The organism is Bdellovibrio bacteriovorus, from assembly GCF_048286975.1.
GTDB lineage: Bacteria > Bdellovibrionota > Bdellovibrionia > Bdellovibrionales > Bdellovibrionaceae > Bdellovibrio > Bdellovibrio bacteriovorus_H.
In genome coordinates this window covers 1,232,337-1,246,889 of record NZ_JBLVRT010000001.1, presented here as the reverse complement: position 1 = coordinate 1,246,889, position 14,553 = coordinate 1,232,337, and the positions used below count along the sequence as shown (strand labels likewise).

Genomic DNA, 14,553 nt, shown 5'->3' with positions numbered 1-14,553 from the left:
GAACTTTAGACGACGCCTTGGAAAAAGGTGAATCCGAAGCCCCCGCCTTGTGAATTACCCACTTGTGCTTTAACTCTATTAAAAATTCGCAAGGTGGATTCATGATTTCAAAAAGATGGGGCTCGTTGGTTCTTTCTTCCGTTCTTGGTCTTTCTTCAGTGGCCCATGCTGAAGAGTTCTGGAAATTCCAGGATTTGTATGCCGAGAACACACAGCCTGATATCTTCAGCCATAGATATTCCTACAACAACGCCGCTCGCCCGGAAAAGCTCGGTGGTGTGATCCACATCCGATTCAAAGACGCCCGCGATGTTCCTGAAATGTTCAGACAATTCCTTCCAGGTGAAGACTTTGAACGTCCACGTGGTATCAGCGTTTATCTTGCCGTCACCAACGACTACAACCTGCTGAATCCAATTGCGGTGGGCGCTGACACTGATGACAACGGTTATACTCATGGATCAAAACTTTCCATCGGTGGCTTCCTGCCGACGGGTCATTACCTGCAGTTTGATGCGACTTCTGATTTGTACACTCGCGAAATCGAAGGCACCGCCAAACAACTTCCTGACGGTGGCCGTGGGATCGACCAGCACTTCACCAATGAAAATATTCTGAAGTTCGTTATCGACAATATCGACAGCGCCCGCTCTGAAACTTTCTACTGGAAAGCCGAAGCCGGCTGGCAGCAACTGCAGTCTGATTCCCGTGGCAACGTGCTGACGGCCGCCAACCAGCAGGACAAGTTCCACCAGATGGTGAACAACCTGAAGCCAGGTCAAACCAAAACGCCAACCTATATCAGCGACGGGCAGAAAACCCGTGACGGCATGATCATGGGTCTTTATCTGGGTATTGCGAAAGAATACGTGAACGCGAAAAACACCTGCCGTGCCCGCGCGTTCACCGAACTTGGCGGTCGTGGCTCCACCATTGATGGCGCAAGCTACGTGGCGGCCAATGTCGGTGGGGTTTTGTGGTGCCAGGCCGGCCCAAGAACACTGACTTACCGAGCAGAGATCGGTCACAACTCCAAAGGTTTCCAGGATGGCTATCAGGGTTCAGGCTATGTGGATCTGTCCACAGGTAAAAAGAACTGGCGCATTGGTTTCCGACTGGAACAAACTCACGGAACTTTGCACAACTATCAGACCTACAACGGTCGCAACGTTGAAACCGGCAAAATCGATCCCACTTTCACGATCTATTACCGTCACTACTTTCAGTAATTTCCGGTCCAGTGTCGAAGGACATCGTGAATACGCGTGTTAAGAAGTGATAAAGTTAAGACTGGCGAGGTATTAATGCAATTATCGCTGGTTTTCTTCTTAGCTCTGTTTTCCACATCCGGAGCGGTTTCTGCCCAGGTGGAGAAATCATATCAAATCAGCACCGAGGACTACCCGCCCTACAATTACTATAACAGCAAGACCAAAGCCATTGTCGGACTTGCCACCAACAAAGTCCGAAGGGCCATGGAAAAGTCCGGCGTGGAGTACCAGATCCGACTTTATCCCTGGTTGCGTGCTTACAACCGCGCTTTAAGTGCCCCCCGCCACTGCGTGTACTCCACCGCCAGAACACCAGACCGAGAAGCCCTGTTTCACTGGATCGGCCCTTTGGTCACCGTCGAATGGGCCCTGTTTGCAAAGAAGGGAACCCCCGCGGCCTCCATTCAAAAACTGGAAGAAGCCCGACAGTTTGTGATTGGGGGACTTGAAGGAGACGCTTCTTTAAGCGAACTGAAACGACAGGGCTTTAAAACGGAATCCGTCGTGACCAACTGGCTGAACAAAGACAAGCTTGTCGGGCAAAGAATCCAGCTTTGGATCGATGATCCGGTCTATATTGATTTTGAAAAACAAAAGGGCACTGAGTTTTTCGACTACGTCAAAGTCGTGAAAATTGCCAGCGTGGACCTGTATCTGGCCTGCAACATCAAAACACCGTCAGCAGAAATCGAACTGCTAAAAAAGTCCGTTGCCGCCAGCGACAGTCGCTGATGCGCCTTGGTTGTCACCGTGTCTGTGGCTTTTTCGCGCGCCACACCCTCAAAATCAATTTATTCATTTCCCCTGTGGCACGATCCGCGCAATCCCTTGTTTCGACACCAAAAAAACAAAGGAGCTTTTATGCGCAAGTTTATCGTTCTAGCGGCACTGTCCCTGATGTTCTCTGCAACGGCACAGGCCAAACAAAAGGCCGTTATTATCGTCAGCGCCTACAACGAAATCACCATCATCGACAAGGCGACAAAAATTCCCGCCAATTTTCTTTTCACCGATAAAATCTGCTACACGGGAACTCCGGAAGAAGCAGAACAGATCATTCAGAAAACAATCAAGAACAGAACAGGCTTTACACTGGTTGATATCAGAGTCTGGGATAATTTGGGCAAAATCATATTGTTTGCGCAGATCGAAACTGACAGACAGGCGACAGTCGAAGTCGTGCTAAAACCTTGCAGCAAATAAACGACTGAAAAGAAAATGCCGGCAACAGTTCTGTCGCCGGCATTTGAATTAATTGCGATTATCGCGAAGCCACTGGGCCATATCCAGGGCGAAGTATGTGAAGATCACATCTGCACCAGCGCGACGGATGGAATAAAGAGTTTCCACCATACCGCGGGTTTCATCCATGATTCCGGCCTTGTGACCGGCCTTGATCAAACTGTATTCACCACTGACATTGTAAGCCGCCACTGGCAAGTGCGTGTGGGCTTTCACTTTCGCGATCACATCCAGATAACTCAAAGCAGGCTTCACCATGACCATGTCAGCACCCTCGGCCACATCCAGGTCAATCTCACGCAAAGCCTCACGCGTGTTACGGTAATCCATCTGGTAAGTTTTTTTGTCGCCGAATTTTGGCGCAGAATCCAACGCCTCACGGAACGGGCCATAGAAGCAGGAAGCGTATTTCACCGAGTAAGAAAGAATCCCCGTGTTGGTGAAGCCCTCGTTGTCCAAAGCTTCACGAATCGCCCCCACACGGCCATCCATCATGTCCGACGGGGACACGATATCAGCCCCGGCGCGCGCATGGACCAAGGACATCTTCGCCAGCAGTTCAACGGTTTCGTCATTCAGGATTTTGCCGTTTTCGACCACACCATCATGACCGTCAGAAGAATACGGATCCAAAGCCACGTCGGTGATCAAAGTCACGTCCGGAAATTTGTCGCGGATCATTTTGAGAGTTGTTGGCATTAAGCCATTCGGATTCAAAGATTCTGTTCCGTACTTGTCTTTTTTGGACTCTGGCAGGGCGGGAAAAAGGTCGAAGGACTTAACCCCCAATGCCACGGCTTTTTCGATCAGTTTCAAGGTCAGGTCCGGGCTTAGACGATAAATCCCCGGCATTGTGGAAATGGCCTGCTGTTGGTCCTTTCCATCCACCAAAAACAGAGGTAAAACCAGCTGCGATGCACGCAGTTCTGTTTCAGCCACCATTTGGCGCAAAGCCTCTGTCGTGCGATTTCTTCTCGGTCTTTGAGTGAGTTTCATAATCAGTCTCCACCCTGGGGTCTTAAATTGGGTCATCTGCTTAAATAACAGGCAGACTTTTGCAAGAGCCATGACATTTCGATGACACTTTAATGAAAGGTTAGTGATAAACCTAATCCTACATGGAAGATATACTTCTCGTTCACAGAAAATCCAATAGAAACTTCTCTGAAGAATTCGCAGCTCTGCAAGACGCCGCGATCTTCAAGACGTGTCTGCGCAAGATCCTTTTCTGCACAGAAATGGAACTGGGCAACTATGCGGATGTGATTGAACCGGAAGACACTGTTCTTCGTGGCGAAAAGGCACTGAGTCTTTTGCTTGAGATTCTGTGCGGCCTTCACTCCCCGATCGTGGGCGAGACTGAAGTCTTCGGTCAGTTCAAACTTTTCGTCGATTCCCGCAAACAAATTCAGGACCCCTTGTTCGGAGATCACCAGAAATGGCTGAACTTCATCATGGCGGAAGTGAAGAAAACGCGCGCCCAGCATCTTGTGGGCCTGGGATCCCAAAGCTACGGCAGTCTTTTGCGCCGCTACACAAAAGACATGGACTCTGTCACCATCTGCGGTTCCGGCCATCTGGCTCAGGAAATCCTTCCGTGGCTGGCTTTGAAAAAGTCCGTTCAGGTGATCTGCCGTGAACCTGCAAAAATGCAGGCCTTCGCCGATAAATACGACAATCTTACCATTTCCACTTACAATGATGCTTTTATTCACGGCGAAGCTTTGGTGATTGCTGCACCACTTACTGATGAGCGCATTGTGGAGCTGATGAACAAACAAGACACTCGCCCTCACGCGGTCTATGACCTGCGCGGGGAAGCGAACGCCCTTTCGGACATCGTTGCATCGCAATTCTCTCATGTGGGTTTCATGGGTCTTAACAAATTCTTTGCTGAGATCGAGGAAACCAAAAAAGACACCACCACCAAACTGGAGGCTTTGAAAGCCGCTCTGCTTGAGCGCGCATTGGCCTTCACACAAAGGACAGAGCTTCGCCCACTTGGTTGGGACGACATATGCGCTTAAGAATTTCCGCAAGGAAAAGTGATCTGGCCCGTCTCCAGGCCTACATGGTCGGAGACGCTCTGAAAGAAAAAAATCCACAGATCGAAATCGACTACCGTTTTCGCGAATCCCTGGGTGATAAGAACCTGACCGATCCTCTTTGGAAGATTCCGGAAAAAGGCGTCTTCACCGAGGACTTCTTCGGCGAGCTTTTGCGTGATGAAACCGATCTGGTCGTGCACTCCTGGAAAGACCTGCCCACCGAGCACAAATCCGAAACTGTGATTGCCGCGACATTGCCGCGTGCGGATCAGCGTGACCTGCTGCTGGTGAAAAAATCCCATTTCGACAAAATCAAGGGCAGCAAAACACTGAAAGTGTTCAGCTCGTCCCCACGCCGCGAATACAACCTGACAGGGTTCTTCAAAGAACACCTGCCCTTTGGTTTGCAGGACGTGAAATTTGAAAGTGTGCGCGGAAACATGCTGACTCGCGTGCGCAAGCTGATTGAGTCCCCGGAAACCGACGGCCTGATCGTGGCCAAAGCCGCCTTTGACCGTTTGTTCTCTGCGACCTTGCCGGAATTCCTGGAAGGCCAGCAGCAGCTGCGCCAGTATTTCAACGAATTGAACTGGGTGGTGCTGCCACTGAGTGTGAATCCCAATGCCGCGGCCCAAGGGGCCTTGGCGGTGGAAGTCCTGAGGTCCCGTCAGGACCTGCAGGATCTTTTGCAGTCCATCCACCATGCTGACACCTTCCATTGCTCCCAAAAAGAGCGTGATGTTCTTTCCAGCTTCGGCGGCGGCTGCCACCAGAAAATCGGCGTTGCCGTGCTGGCCCGCCCTTATGGTCAAATCACCCTGCTTAAAGGGCTGACTGACGCAGGCCAGGTTCTGGACAAACGCGAGCTGAAATTGAACAATCCAGCGCCACAATTTGCTGCACAGGACCTGTGGTCTTCTGAAGTGACTGCCGAGCGTGAAGCCCTTAAAAGCTATCAGATTCCAGCTGGCACCAACGGACTGTTTGTCGCCCGCAGCGAGGCCTGGCCGGCGGACCTGAAGTGGTCTGATTTTGTATGGACGGCAGGTCTAAAAACGTGGAAAAACCTCTCTCAAAAAGGTATATGGGTGCACGGATGTGCGGAAAGCCTGGGCGAACAGGAAGAAGCCCGTATGGATATCCTGGCCGGCAAGAAGCTGGCTTGGGCCAAACTGAGCCACGAGGACGGTTACGCTTCTGATCAGGAAAACATGACTCTGGTGCCGACCTACACGCTTAAAGCGCAACAGGAATACCAGAATCTGTCGGGCAAGAAGTTTTACTTCTGGAGCAGCGGCAGTCAGTTCCTGAAAGCGGCTGAGCAAGAGCCGGGAATTTTATCCCAGCACCACGCCTCCGGACCGGGTAACACCCATCAGGTGATCCGATCCTATTTGCAAGAAAACAAGAAATACGATCCAAGCCGACTGCATGTCTTTTTGGATCAGGAAGACTGGAGAAAACAATGCACAAAGTAACTTCTGAAGAACTTTTCCAACGCGCTTTGAAAGTCGCTCCAGGCGGAGTTCACTCCCCGGTTCGTTCCTTCAAGGGTCTTGACCGTGCGCCAGTCTTCTTCAAAAAAGCTGAAGGCGCTTTCCTGACTTCTGTTGAAGACAAAAAGTACATCGACTTCTGCCAAAGCTTTGGCCCGCTGATCCTGGGTCACCTGGATGCGGAAGTGAAAGAAGAAGTTCACCGCATGGTGGACACAGCTTGGACTTTCGGCGCCACTGAAATTTATTCTTTGGAACTGGCTGAATGGATCACCAGCACTTTGCCGTTCATGGAAAAACTGCGCTTTGTATCTTCCGGCACTGAAGCCGTGATGAGTGCTTTACGTGTGGCGCGAGCGGCAACAGGTCGCACCAAGATTTTGAAATTTGAAGGCTGCTATCACGGCCACGTCGACAACCTGCTGGTCAAAGCCGGCAGCGGTCTGGCTGGTGCATCTGCCTCTTCCAGCGCGGGCATCCCGGCTGAAGTGGCAGCTCACACTGTTGTGGCTCCGTTGGATGACGAAGCTAAATTGGCTGAAGTGTTTGCAGCTCAAGGCAAAGACATTGCCGCTGTGATCATCGAACCACTTCCAGCCAACTATGGCCTTTTGGTTCAGCGTCCTGAGTTCCTGAAAAAAGTGGCTGAGCTTTGCGAAAAGAACGGCAGTCTGTTGATTTTCGATGAAGTGATCTCGGGATTCCGTGTGGGCTTGGGTGGCATGGTTGAACAAACTGGCATCCGTCCGGACCTTGTGACTTACGGTAAAATCATCGGCGGCGGCTTCCCAGTGGGTTGCTACGGTGGTAAAGCGGAACTGATGAATATGGTGGCCCCTAGTGGTGACGTTTACCAGGCCGGCACATTGAGCGCAAACCCAGTGGGCATGCGCGCAGGTCTGACCACACTTAAGAAAATGCAGCGTGTGGACGGCTGGAACGTGCTTGAACAAAGAACCAAAAAATTCGCTGATGCTATCCGTGTTGGTTTTGCGAAAAAAGGTGTGAACCTTGAAGTCAGCCAAGTGGCATCCCTGTTCTGGATCCACGGCCCGACAGCGAACCCAATCCGCTCCATCGACCAGATCCCGGCAAACCAAGGTGGCACCTTCAAGAACCTGTTCCTGAAGTCCTTGGACAAAGGTGTTTACCTTGCACCAAATGCCTACGAAGTTGGTTTCGTGTCTTTGGCTCACTCCGATGAGCTTTTGGAACAGGCAGCACAGATTATCGTGGATGCGGCGGAGTAAATGACTAAATCCTTCATCAAACCCCATATCAAGACGGCATTGGCGATCCTGTGGTTCGCCTTTACCTTCTCGCTGGTGGGTTGGTGGTGGGTTTACTTCCTGCTGAAACTCAGTCCTGAAAACGCTTCACTTGAACAGATGAGAACCTCTCACCGCATGTTTGCGTGGGAAGGTTCGATCCTGCTGGCGGCGATCCTGTTTGGCGGGATTGCTTTGGTGATCTTCACTTACCGCGATCAAAAGCGCCATCAGCGCCTGCGCTTCTTCTTTTCAACGTTCAGCCATGACATCAAAACCTCTATCGCACGCCTGCGCCTGCAGGCCGAAGTGCTGGAAGAGGATTTGAACACAACATCCCACCCGGTGATGAAACGTCTGATTCAGGACATTCAGCGTCTGGATCTGCAGCTTGAAAATTCCCTGCTGCTGGCCAACCTTGAGGCCGGTCAGCTCTTGAAAGAACAAGTGTCTTTAAGTGACCTTCTGTCCAGTCTGCGCAGTGAGTTTTCCGAACTTACTGTGGAGCTTGAACGTGAAGCCAAAATCCTGGGTGATCGTCGCGCGCTGCTGAGTGTTCTGCGCAATCTTCTGCAGAATTCAGTCCTGCACGGCAAAGCCACCACGGTAAAGATCCGTGTGCGCCCGCACGGCGAAGGCCGCATTGAACTGGTGATCCAGGATGACGGTCTGGGCTTTAAAGGCATTCTAAAAAAACTAGGCTCCGAGATTCTGATGTCCCAGGACGTTCGCAGCAACGGCATTGGCTTGCTGCTGACAAAACGCCTGCTTGAAAAGATGAACGGCGACATCTGGTTTGAATCAAAAGAAAATGAAGGCTTCAAATCCCACATTGAACTTCAAGGAACTTTGCCATGAGAAAAATCCTTCTGGTTGAAGATGACATCTCTTTGGGTGAAACCCTGAATGAACGCCTGAAAAGGGACTATGAAGTTTCCTGGGCAAAATCCTTGAGCGAGGCCTGGTCCCTGTTTTCAAAAACCAAGGACTATGACCTGGCAATTCTGGATGTGGGCCTGCCTGATGGCAGCGGCTTTGAACTTGCGGCAAAACTAAAGGCCACCGCTCCCATCCTGTTCCTGTTCCTGACGGCGCAAGCCGATGCGGAATCCCGCCTGCAGGGGTTTGAACTGGGCGCGGAAGAATACATCCCCAAGCCTTTCCACCTGAAAGAGCTTTTAATTCGCGTAAAGCATGTGCTGGATGCCCATGCCCCGACCCGCGAACTGCAACTGGAATCCTGTGTGGTGAACTTCACGCAGATGTCCGTGACCAAGAAAACCGGGCAGATTGAATATCCGCCGGTGACGGATCTGAAGATCCTGCAGCTTTTGATTGAAAAATCACCACGGGTGCTAAGCCGTGATGAAATTATGAACGAAATCTGGGGCGTTGATAAAAACCCCAGCCATCGCACTATCGACAATATTATCGTACGCCTGCGCCAGCTTTTGGGCGATGACGGAGAAAAACACATCCGTTCTGTTCGCGGCGTCGGCTATCAATGGTCCACTGAGGAGGCAACATGAACACTTTATTCCACAACGCACTTAAAAGAACTCCTCAGGCTGTCCCACCGATCTGGTTTATGCGCCAGGCAGGCCGCTATCACAAACACTATCAGGGCATGCGCGCCAATCATTCTTTTGACCAGCTTTGCAAACGTGCGGATTTGGCGGCGGAAGTCGCCCGGGGCCCGGTAGCCGAATTTGATTTCGACGTTTCCATCCTTTTCAGCGATATTTTGTATCCGCTGGAAGCTCTGGGTATGGGCCTGGAATACACCGATCACGGCCCGCAACTGGGTTTCAAACTGACTCCGGAAACCATTGGCACGTTGGGTGGTGTGGAAGAAGCAGTTAAGTTTATGCACTTCCAGAAAGAAGCCGTGCAAGCGACTCGCGCGGTTCTGCCTTCCAATAAAAGTCTGATCGGCTTTGTGGGCGGTCCTTGGACATTGTTCGTTTACGCAGTGGAAGGATCCCACGCAGGTTCTTTGATCCAGTCCAAGAAACTGGCTCCGATGTTCCCGCAGTTCCTGGAAAAAATGTATCCGCTGCTAAAAGAAAACATCCGCCTGCAACTGGAAGGTGGCGTTGAGATCGTGATGATCTTCGATACCGCTGCAGGTGAAGTTTCACCTCTGTTCTTCCAGGAATGGATCCAGCCGGTATTGACCCGTCTGTCTCAGGACTATCCGGGCAAGATCGGTTACTATTCCAAGGGCACCCAGGCGGTGTTCTTCAATGACGCCTTCAAGGCACTTCCATGGGCAGGTCAGGGCTTCGACCACAGAAATTATCTTCCGGATTGCTTCAACATCCAGAACAAAGGCTTCGTTCAAGGCAACTTCGACCAAAGCTTGCTGTTTATGGATGATGCTGACTTCAAAAAGGCAATGCACACTTACCTTGCGCCAATGAAGAACATGAGCAAAGAACAGCGCGCCGGCTGGGTCAGCGGCCTGGGCCACGGTGTTTTGCCGAAAACTCCTGAAAAGAATGTAAAACTGTTCGTAGATACTGTTCGTGAGGTGCTGTCATGATGAAAGATCTGCTGGCTAAATACGACGTACCGGTTCCTCGTTACACTTCCTATCCGACCGTGCCTTACTGGGAAACCAATCCCACCACGGATCAGTGGGTGCAGCATCTGCGCGCCACTTTGAAAGAAGGCACTGGCGGCTGGTCCCTGTACCTGCATATTCCTTTCTGTGAAAGTCTTTGTACTTTCTGCGGCTGCAACAACATCATCACCAAAGACCACAAGCGTGAAACACCGTATGTGGATATGGTTTTGAAAGAATGGCAGCTGTATCTGGATCAGGTTCCTGAGCTTTTGGAAAAACCCCTGAAGCACATCCACTTGGGTGGCGGCACGCCGACCTTCCTTTCCGCGGATGCTTTGACTCAGCTTTTAAAACCGATTCTTTCCCGCGTGAAAATCGACACAAACGATTTTGAAGGCTCCATCGAAGTGGATCCTCGCCGTACCAATGCGGCTCAATTGAAAGCTTTGCGAGAGCTGGGCTTCAACCGTGTCAGCATGGGTGTTCAGGATTTCCATCCCGAAGTTCAGCGTCTGGTGAATCGTATCCAGCCTTTGGAAATCACCCAGAAGCTGACTCAGGACGCGCGCGACATGGGTTATACATCCGTGAACTTTGACTTGATCTATGGATTGGCTCGCCAGACCCCGGAATCCATCACGGAAACGGCAAAGGCAACCGTGGCTTTGCGCCCGGATCGTATTGCTTTGTACAGCTTTGCCCTGGTTCCTTGGATCAAACCGGCGCAGCGTCTGTTTAAGGACGAGGACCTGCCAAAGGCTTCTGAAAAGCGCAGACTGTATGAAATCGCCCGTGGCATCCTGATCGAAGGTGGTTACGTGGAAGTGGGCATGGATCACTTTGCCCTTCCGACGGACAACCTTTGCATTGCGATGAATGAAAAACGCCTGCACAGAAACTTTATGGGTTACACCGATCAGCGCACGGATGTGTTGCTGGGCATGGGTGTTTCTTCGATCTCTGAAACTCCGTTCAGCTTCCATCAAAACGAAAAAGTGCTGCCGCTTTATGAAGCCGCTTTGAACGAAGGTCGTCTGCCAACTTTGCGCGGACACATTCTGACTGAAGAAGACAAAGTCCGTCGCGAACAGATCCTGAATCTGATGACGAACTTTGAAGTGTCATTCATCAATGAAGCTCAGGAAAACCAATCCAAGGAATTCCTGGCGGAAATGATCAAAGACGAACTGGTAGAGATCAAGGACCACAAGCTGATGGTGAACGAAGCCGGACGCCCGTTCCTGAGAAATGCCTGTGCATTTTTCGATGAGCGCTTGAAAACCAAACAACCTCAGACCAAAATCTTCTCTCAATCCATATGAAAACAGTGCATGTGATCGGCGCGGGCTTTGCGGGACTGACAGTGTCCCTGAGGCTCGCCCAAAAAGGCTTTCAGGTAGAACTTTATGAATCCTCTGACCGTGTCGGGGGATTGCTGGGTACTGACCAGACACCTTATGGAATCGCCGAACGTGCCGCCAATGCCCTGATTCGCACTGAAAAAGCTGAAGGCCTTTTCAATGAACTGGGCATCACGCCCAGTTATCCCCTGGAGTCCTCTAAAAAACGTTTCCTTTTCCGCAATTCACCCAAGGCATGGCCGCTGACTTTCCTGGAAACACTGACCCTGATCGGCCGTGTGCTTCCCCGTGTTTTGATCAGCGGAAAAAAAGTCCTGGGCCCTCAGGCAGGGGAAACTCTGCTGAACTGGGGCGAACGCAAAATCGGCAAAGCTCCGACAAGATTTCTGCTAGGCCCTGCGATGCAGGGAATTTACGGCAATGAGATCACCCATCTTAGCGCCAGTCTGATTCTGGGGCCGCTGTTTTCCGGGAACAAGCGCAGCAAATACAAAGGTCTTCTGACTGGTCCAGGGGGAATGCAGGATCTGGTCGATCATCTGCAAACCCGCTTGCAGGAACTGGGCGTAAAGATTCATCTGAATTCTCAGGTGAATCTTGAGTCCCTGCAGGGACCGGTGGTGGTTGCAACCTCTGCAAAATCTGCGACCCAACTGCTGGCTAAAAAACATCCGGCCTTTTCCAAAGTTCTTTCCAATGTTCAGATGTCGTCGCTGATGAGTGTGACGCTCTTCTTTGCCAAGCCCCAGGAAAAGTACAAGGGCTTTGGCTGTCTGATCCCGCGCGGATTTGACCTGAAGGCTTTGGGTGTTCTGATGAACTCCTATATTTTCAAGGACCGCGACAAAACCTACAATGAAACCTGGATTCTGGGCGGCCAGCAGGAAGAAGCTCTTTTGGATCTTTCAGACAGTGAATTGCTAAAGCTGCTGGCTGAAGAACGCTTCCGCATCCTGGGTCAGAAAGACACTCTGCTGGATTACCGTATCAACCGCTGGAAAAAAGCGTTGCCTTACTATGATCTGAACCTGGAAAACGCACTGGCGGATCTGGCGGAAGTGCCGGAACCCCAGGATCTGTTCCTGCATGGCAATTATTTGAGCGGTATTGGTTTAAGTAAAATTCTGGAACGCAGCGATTTGATCGCCGAAAAGATTGCGAGTGCACATGGGTAAAAAAGGTCTTTTGTTAATCAATATTGGCAGCCCCCGCTCTTACGAAGTCCCGGATGTTAAAAAATATCTGACTGAGTTTTTGATGGACGAAGAGGTCATCAACCTGCCATTCGTTCTGCGCTGGCCGCTGGTGAATCTTTTGATTGTTCCCCGTCGCGCGCCGTTCTCGGCTGAAAACTACAAAAAAGTCTGGATGAAAGAAGGCTCTCCGATTGCTGTTTACACACGTCGCTTTGCCGGGCTTTTACAGGATGAACTGAAAGACCAATTCGTGGTGAAAGTCGGTCTGCAATACAGTGAACCCTCTGTGGAATCCGCACTGAAAGAACTGCAGCAAGCCGGTGTTGATGAAATCCTGATTGCCCCGATGTTCCCGCAGTACGCTGAAGCCACCAATGGAAGCTCTTTCAAACTGGCTGAAAAAACGGCCAAAAAGCTTCATTTGACAACACCGCTGCGCCGTCTGCCCGCGTTCTTTGACGATGCATCTTTTATCGGAACGTCAGTCAAACTGGCGGAAGAAACCCTGCAGGATAAAAAGGTCGACCACTATCTGTTTTCCTTCCATGGTCTGCCTGAAAGCCATGTGCGAAGAATTCCCGGCTGCCTGACCACTGAAGACTGCTGCTTTGACAAAAATGCCTGTGCAAAAAACTGCTATCGCGCCCAGTGCTTTGCCACAGCGACGGCAATTGCAGAGTCCTTAAATCTGACTCCAAGCCATTGGAGTGTTTCTTTCCAATCCCGCCTGGGCCGTGCTGAATGGCTGAAACCTGCAACCGATCACAGTCTGGAAGTCCTGGCAAAAACCGGCAAAAAGAACATTGCCGTTATCTGCCCGTCTTTTGTAGCGGACTGCATTGAAACGCTGGAAGAAATCGGCATCGGAGGGCAAGAGACCTTCCACGAACACGGAGGAGAGCAGTATTATCTGGTCCCTTGCGTGAACGACAATCCAAAATGGGTTCAGGGCTTTGCCGATCTGGTGAAAAGCATCTAAGGAATCAAAGAAAGTATCAAAGGCACAATGATGGCGGTCATCAAACCGTTGAGCGCCATCGCCAGCCCCGCAAAGGCCCCGGCCATCTCGCCGATCTGAAAGGCCCTGACTGTTCCCAGTCCATGAGCCGCAAGTCCCATCGCAAACCCCTTCACAACCGGATCTTTTACCCGCACCAGTTTCATCACGGTGGTCGCCACCAAGGCGCCAACAATACCCGTGATCATCACAAAGACTGTCGCCAAGGAAGGCGCACCACCGATTTTTTCGGCAATGCCCATGGCAATCGGAGTTGTCACGGATTTCGGTGTCAGCGACAACAGCACTTCATGCGGAAGCCCCATGAAGGCCCCGATAAACACCGCGCTTAAAATCCCCACCGCAGATCCGATCACCAGGGCCACCATCAAAGGCACCAGCACCCGGCGCAGACGATCCAGTTGATTATATAGTGGCAAAGCCAAAGCCACCGTTGCCGGTCCCAGCATGAAATGAATCGGCCTGACGGCCTGGAAATATTCACGGTAGGGAATTTTAGCAATCAGCAAAACCGCGATGATCGCAAACATCGAAATCACCGGCGGACTTAACAAAGGATTGTCCTTTCCCCACGCACTGATGCGACGGGAAGCCAGATAAAACCCCAGGGTCATGATCAGGGCGCATAGTTCGATCATGGGGCCCCCTTGGTGCCGACTTTCATCAGTTGGTGAAACACGAAGGCTGTCATTCCCAGGGTGATGATCGTGCTGATCAGAACCGTGACCACCATGCCCACGCCGTATTTGCCGAAAAGGTCGAAGTATTCAATCACCCCGACGCCAGCCGGAACAAAGAACAAGGCCAGATGGGCCGTAATGGACCGGCTCAGGATTTCGACCTTGTCTTTTAAAGAAGGGCGCAACAACAGGGCTATAAAGAAAAAGACCATACCCAGCACCGGGCCGGGTATAAAGAGCTTAAACAGGGCTACAACGGCTTCCCCAAGCAACTGGAACACTAATAGGATAACAAAGGCCTGAATCATGCCCTCGACTGTATCCTCCCCCGTTTGGGCCGTCAATTTGCGGCACTCCTGACAAAGACCTGAACAGTTCCATAGTCTCCAAATCAATTAGAGCCA

At 51.2% G+C, this 14,553-nt stretch carries 15 protein-coding genes; 12 read left to right on the top strand and 3 right to left on the bottom strand.

Features of this window, described 5'->3' with window-relative positions; all coding sequences use genetic code 11:
- Positions 1-101 precede the first annotated feature (101 nt).
- From ACNQKP_RS06250 to ACNQKP_RS06240, 3 genes are all read left to right on the top strand, one after another.
- Positions 102-1,229: a hypothetical protein gene (locus ACNQKP_RS06250; RefSeq protein WP_417863540.1), complete on the top strand. Its 1,128-nt coding sequence runs from the start codon at positions 102-104 to the stop codon at positions 1,227-1,229.
- Positions 1,230-1,304: 75 nt separating this feature from the next.
- The gene (locus ACNQKP_RS06245; protein ID WP_417863538.1) at positions 1,305-2,003 is read left to right on the top strand and encodes a substrate-binding periplasmic protein; all 699 of its coding nucleotides are present in this window, start codon (positions 1,305-1,307) and stop codon (positions 2,001-2,003) included.
- 129 nt (positions 2,004-2,132) lie between these two features.
- Positions 2,133-2,474, top strand: coding sequence for a hypothetical protein (locus tag ACNQKP_RS06240; RefSeq protein WP_088564109.1), 342 nt, complete (start codon positions 2,133-2,135; stop codon positions 2,472-2,474).
- A gap of 48 nt (positions 2,475-2,522) precedes the next feature.
- Here ACNQKP_RS06240 and hemB read toward each other — a convergent pair whose 3' ends face one another.
- Positions 2,523-3,509 carry a porphobilinogen synthase gene (hemB, locus tag ACNQKP_RS06235; RefSeq protein WP_038448548.1) on the bottom strand — a complete coding sequence of 329 codons (987 nt, stop codon included), beginning with the start codon at positions 3,507-3,509 and terminating at the stop codon, positions 2,523-2,525.
- Positions 3,510-3,631: 122 nt separating this feature from the next.
- On the opposite strand from hemB, the gene ACNQKP_RS06230 reads away from it, so the two are divergent.
- From ACNQKP_RS06230 to hemH, 9 genes are read left to right on the top strand one after another with little or no spacing between them, the layout of a single operon-like run.
- The gene (locus tag ACNQKP_RS06230; protein WP_011165779.1) at positions 3,632-4,540 is read left to right on the top strand and encodes a hypothetical protein; all 909 of its coding nucleotides are present in this window, start codon (positions 3,632-3,634) and stop codon (positions 4,538-4,540) included.
- Positions 4,531-6,039 (top strand): hydroxymethylbilane synthase, encoded by a 1,509-nt coding sequence (hemC, locus tag ACNQKP_RS06225; RefSeq protein WP_417863535.1) that lies wholly within the window; start codon positions 4,531-4,533, stop codon positions 6,037-6,039. The genes ACNQKP_RS06230 and hemC overlap by 10 nt, the downstream gene beginning before the upstream one ends.
- Entirely contained in the window at positions 6,027-7,307 is a 1,281-nt protein-coding gene (locus ACNQKP_RS06220) for a glutamate-1-semialdehyde 2,1-aminomutase (RefSeq protein WP_417863533.1), read from the top strand. The genes hemC and ACNQKP_RS06220 overlap by 13 nt, the downstream gene beginning before the upstream one ends.
- On the top strand, positions 7,308-8,183 hold the full coding sequence (locus ACNQKP_RS06215) for a sensor histidine kinase (protein WP_417863531.1): 876 nt from the start codon (positions 7,308-7,310) through the stop codon (positions 8,181-8,183).
- On the top strand, positions 8,180-8,854 hold the full coding sequence (locus tag ACNQKP_RS06210) for a response regulator transcription factor (protein ID WP_374031297.1): 675 nt from the start codon (positions 8,180-8,182) through the stop codon (positions 8,852-8,854). Before ACNQKP_RS06215 ends, ACNQKP_RS06210 begins: the two co-directional genes overlap by 4 nt.
- The gene (locus ACNQKP_RS06205) at positions 8,851-9,870 is read left to right on the top strand and encodes a uroporphyrinogen decarboxylase family protein (RefSeq protein ID WP_416479913.1); all 1,020 of its coding nucleotides are present in this window, start codon (positions 8,851-8,853) and stop codon (positions 9,868-9,870) included. Before ACNQKP_RS06210 ends, ACNQKP_RS06205 begins: the two co-directional genes overlap by 4 nt.
- On the top strand, positions 9,867-11,216 hold the full coding sequence (hemN, locus tag ACNQKP_RS06200) for an oxygen-independent coproporphyrinogen III oxidase (protein ID WP_417863528.1): 1,350 nt from the start codon (positions 9,867-9,869) through the stop codon (positions 11,214-11,216). Before ACNQKP_RS06205 ends, hemN begins: the two co-directional genes overlap by 4 nt.
- Positions 11,213-12,430: a protoporphyrinogen/coproporphyrinogen oxidase gene (locus tag ACNQKP_RS06195; protein WP_417863526.1), complete on the top strand. Its 1,218-nt coding sequence runs from the start codon at positions 11,213-11,215 to the stop codon at positions 12,428-12,430. The genes hemN and ACNQKP_RS06195 overlap by 4 nt, the downstream gene beginning before the upstream one ends.
- Positions 12,423-13,430: a ferrochelatase gene (gene hemH / locus ACNQKP_RS06190; RefSeq protein ID WP_417863524.1), complete on the top strand. Its 1,008-nt coding sequence runs from the start codon at positions 12,423-12,425 to the stop codon at positions 13,428-13,430. The genes ACNQKP_RS06195 and hemH overlap by 8 nt, the downstream gene beginning before the upstream one ends.
- Here hemH and ACNQKP_RS06185 read toward each other — a convergent pair.
- Together ACNQKP_RS06185 and ACNQKP_RS06180 are read right to left on the bottom strand one after the other, a co-directional pair.
- Positions 13,427-14,107, bottom strand: coding sequence for an LrgB family protein (locus tag ACNQKP_RS06185; protein ID WP_015092451.1), 681 nt, complete (start codon positions 14,105-14,107; stop codon positions 13,427-13,429). The two genes, hemH and ACNQKP_RS06185, sit on opposite strands and share 4 nt — an antisense overlap.
- Positions 14,104-14,457: a CidA/LrgA family protein gene (locus ACNQKP_RS06180; protein WP_417863521.1), complete on the bottom strand. Its 354-nt coding sequence runs from the start codon at positions 14,455-14,457 to the stop codon at positions 14,104-14,106. The genes ACNQKP_RS06185 and ACNQKP_RS06180 overlap by 4 nt, the downstream gene beginning before the upstream one ends.
- Positions 14,458-14,553: the final 96 nt, after the last annotated feature.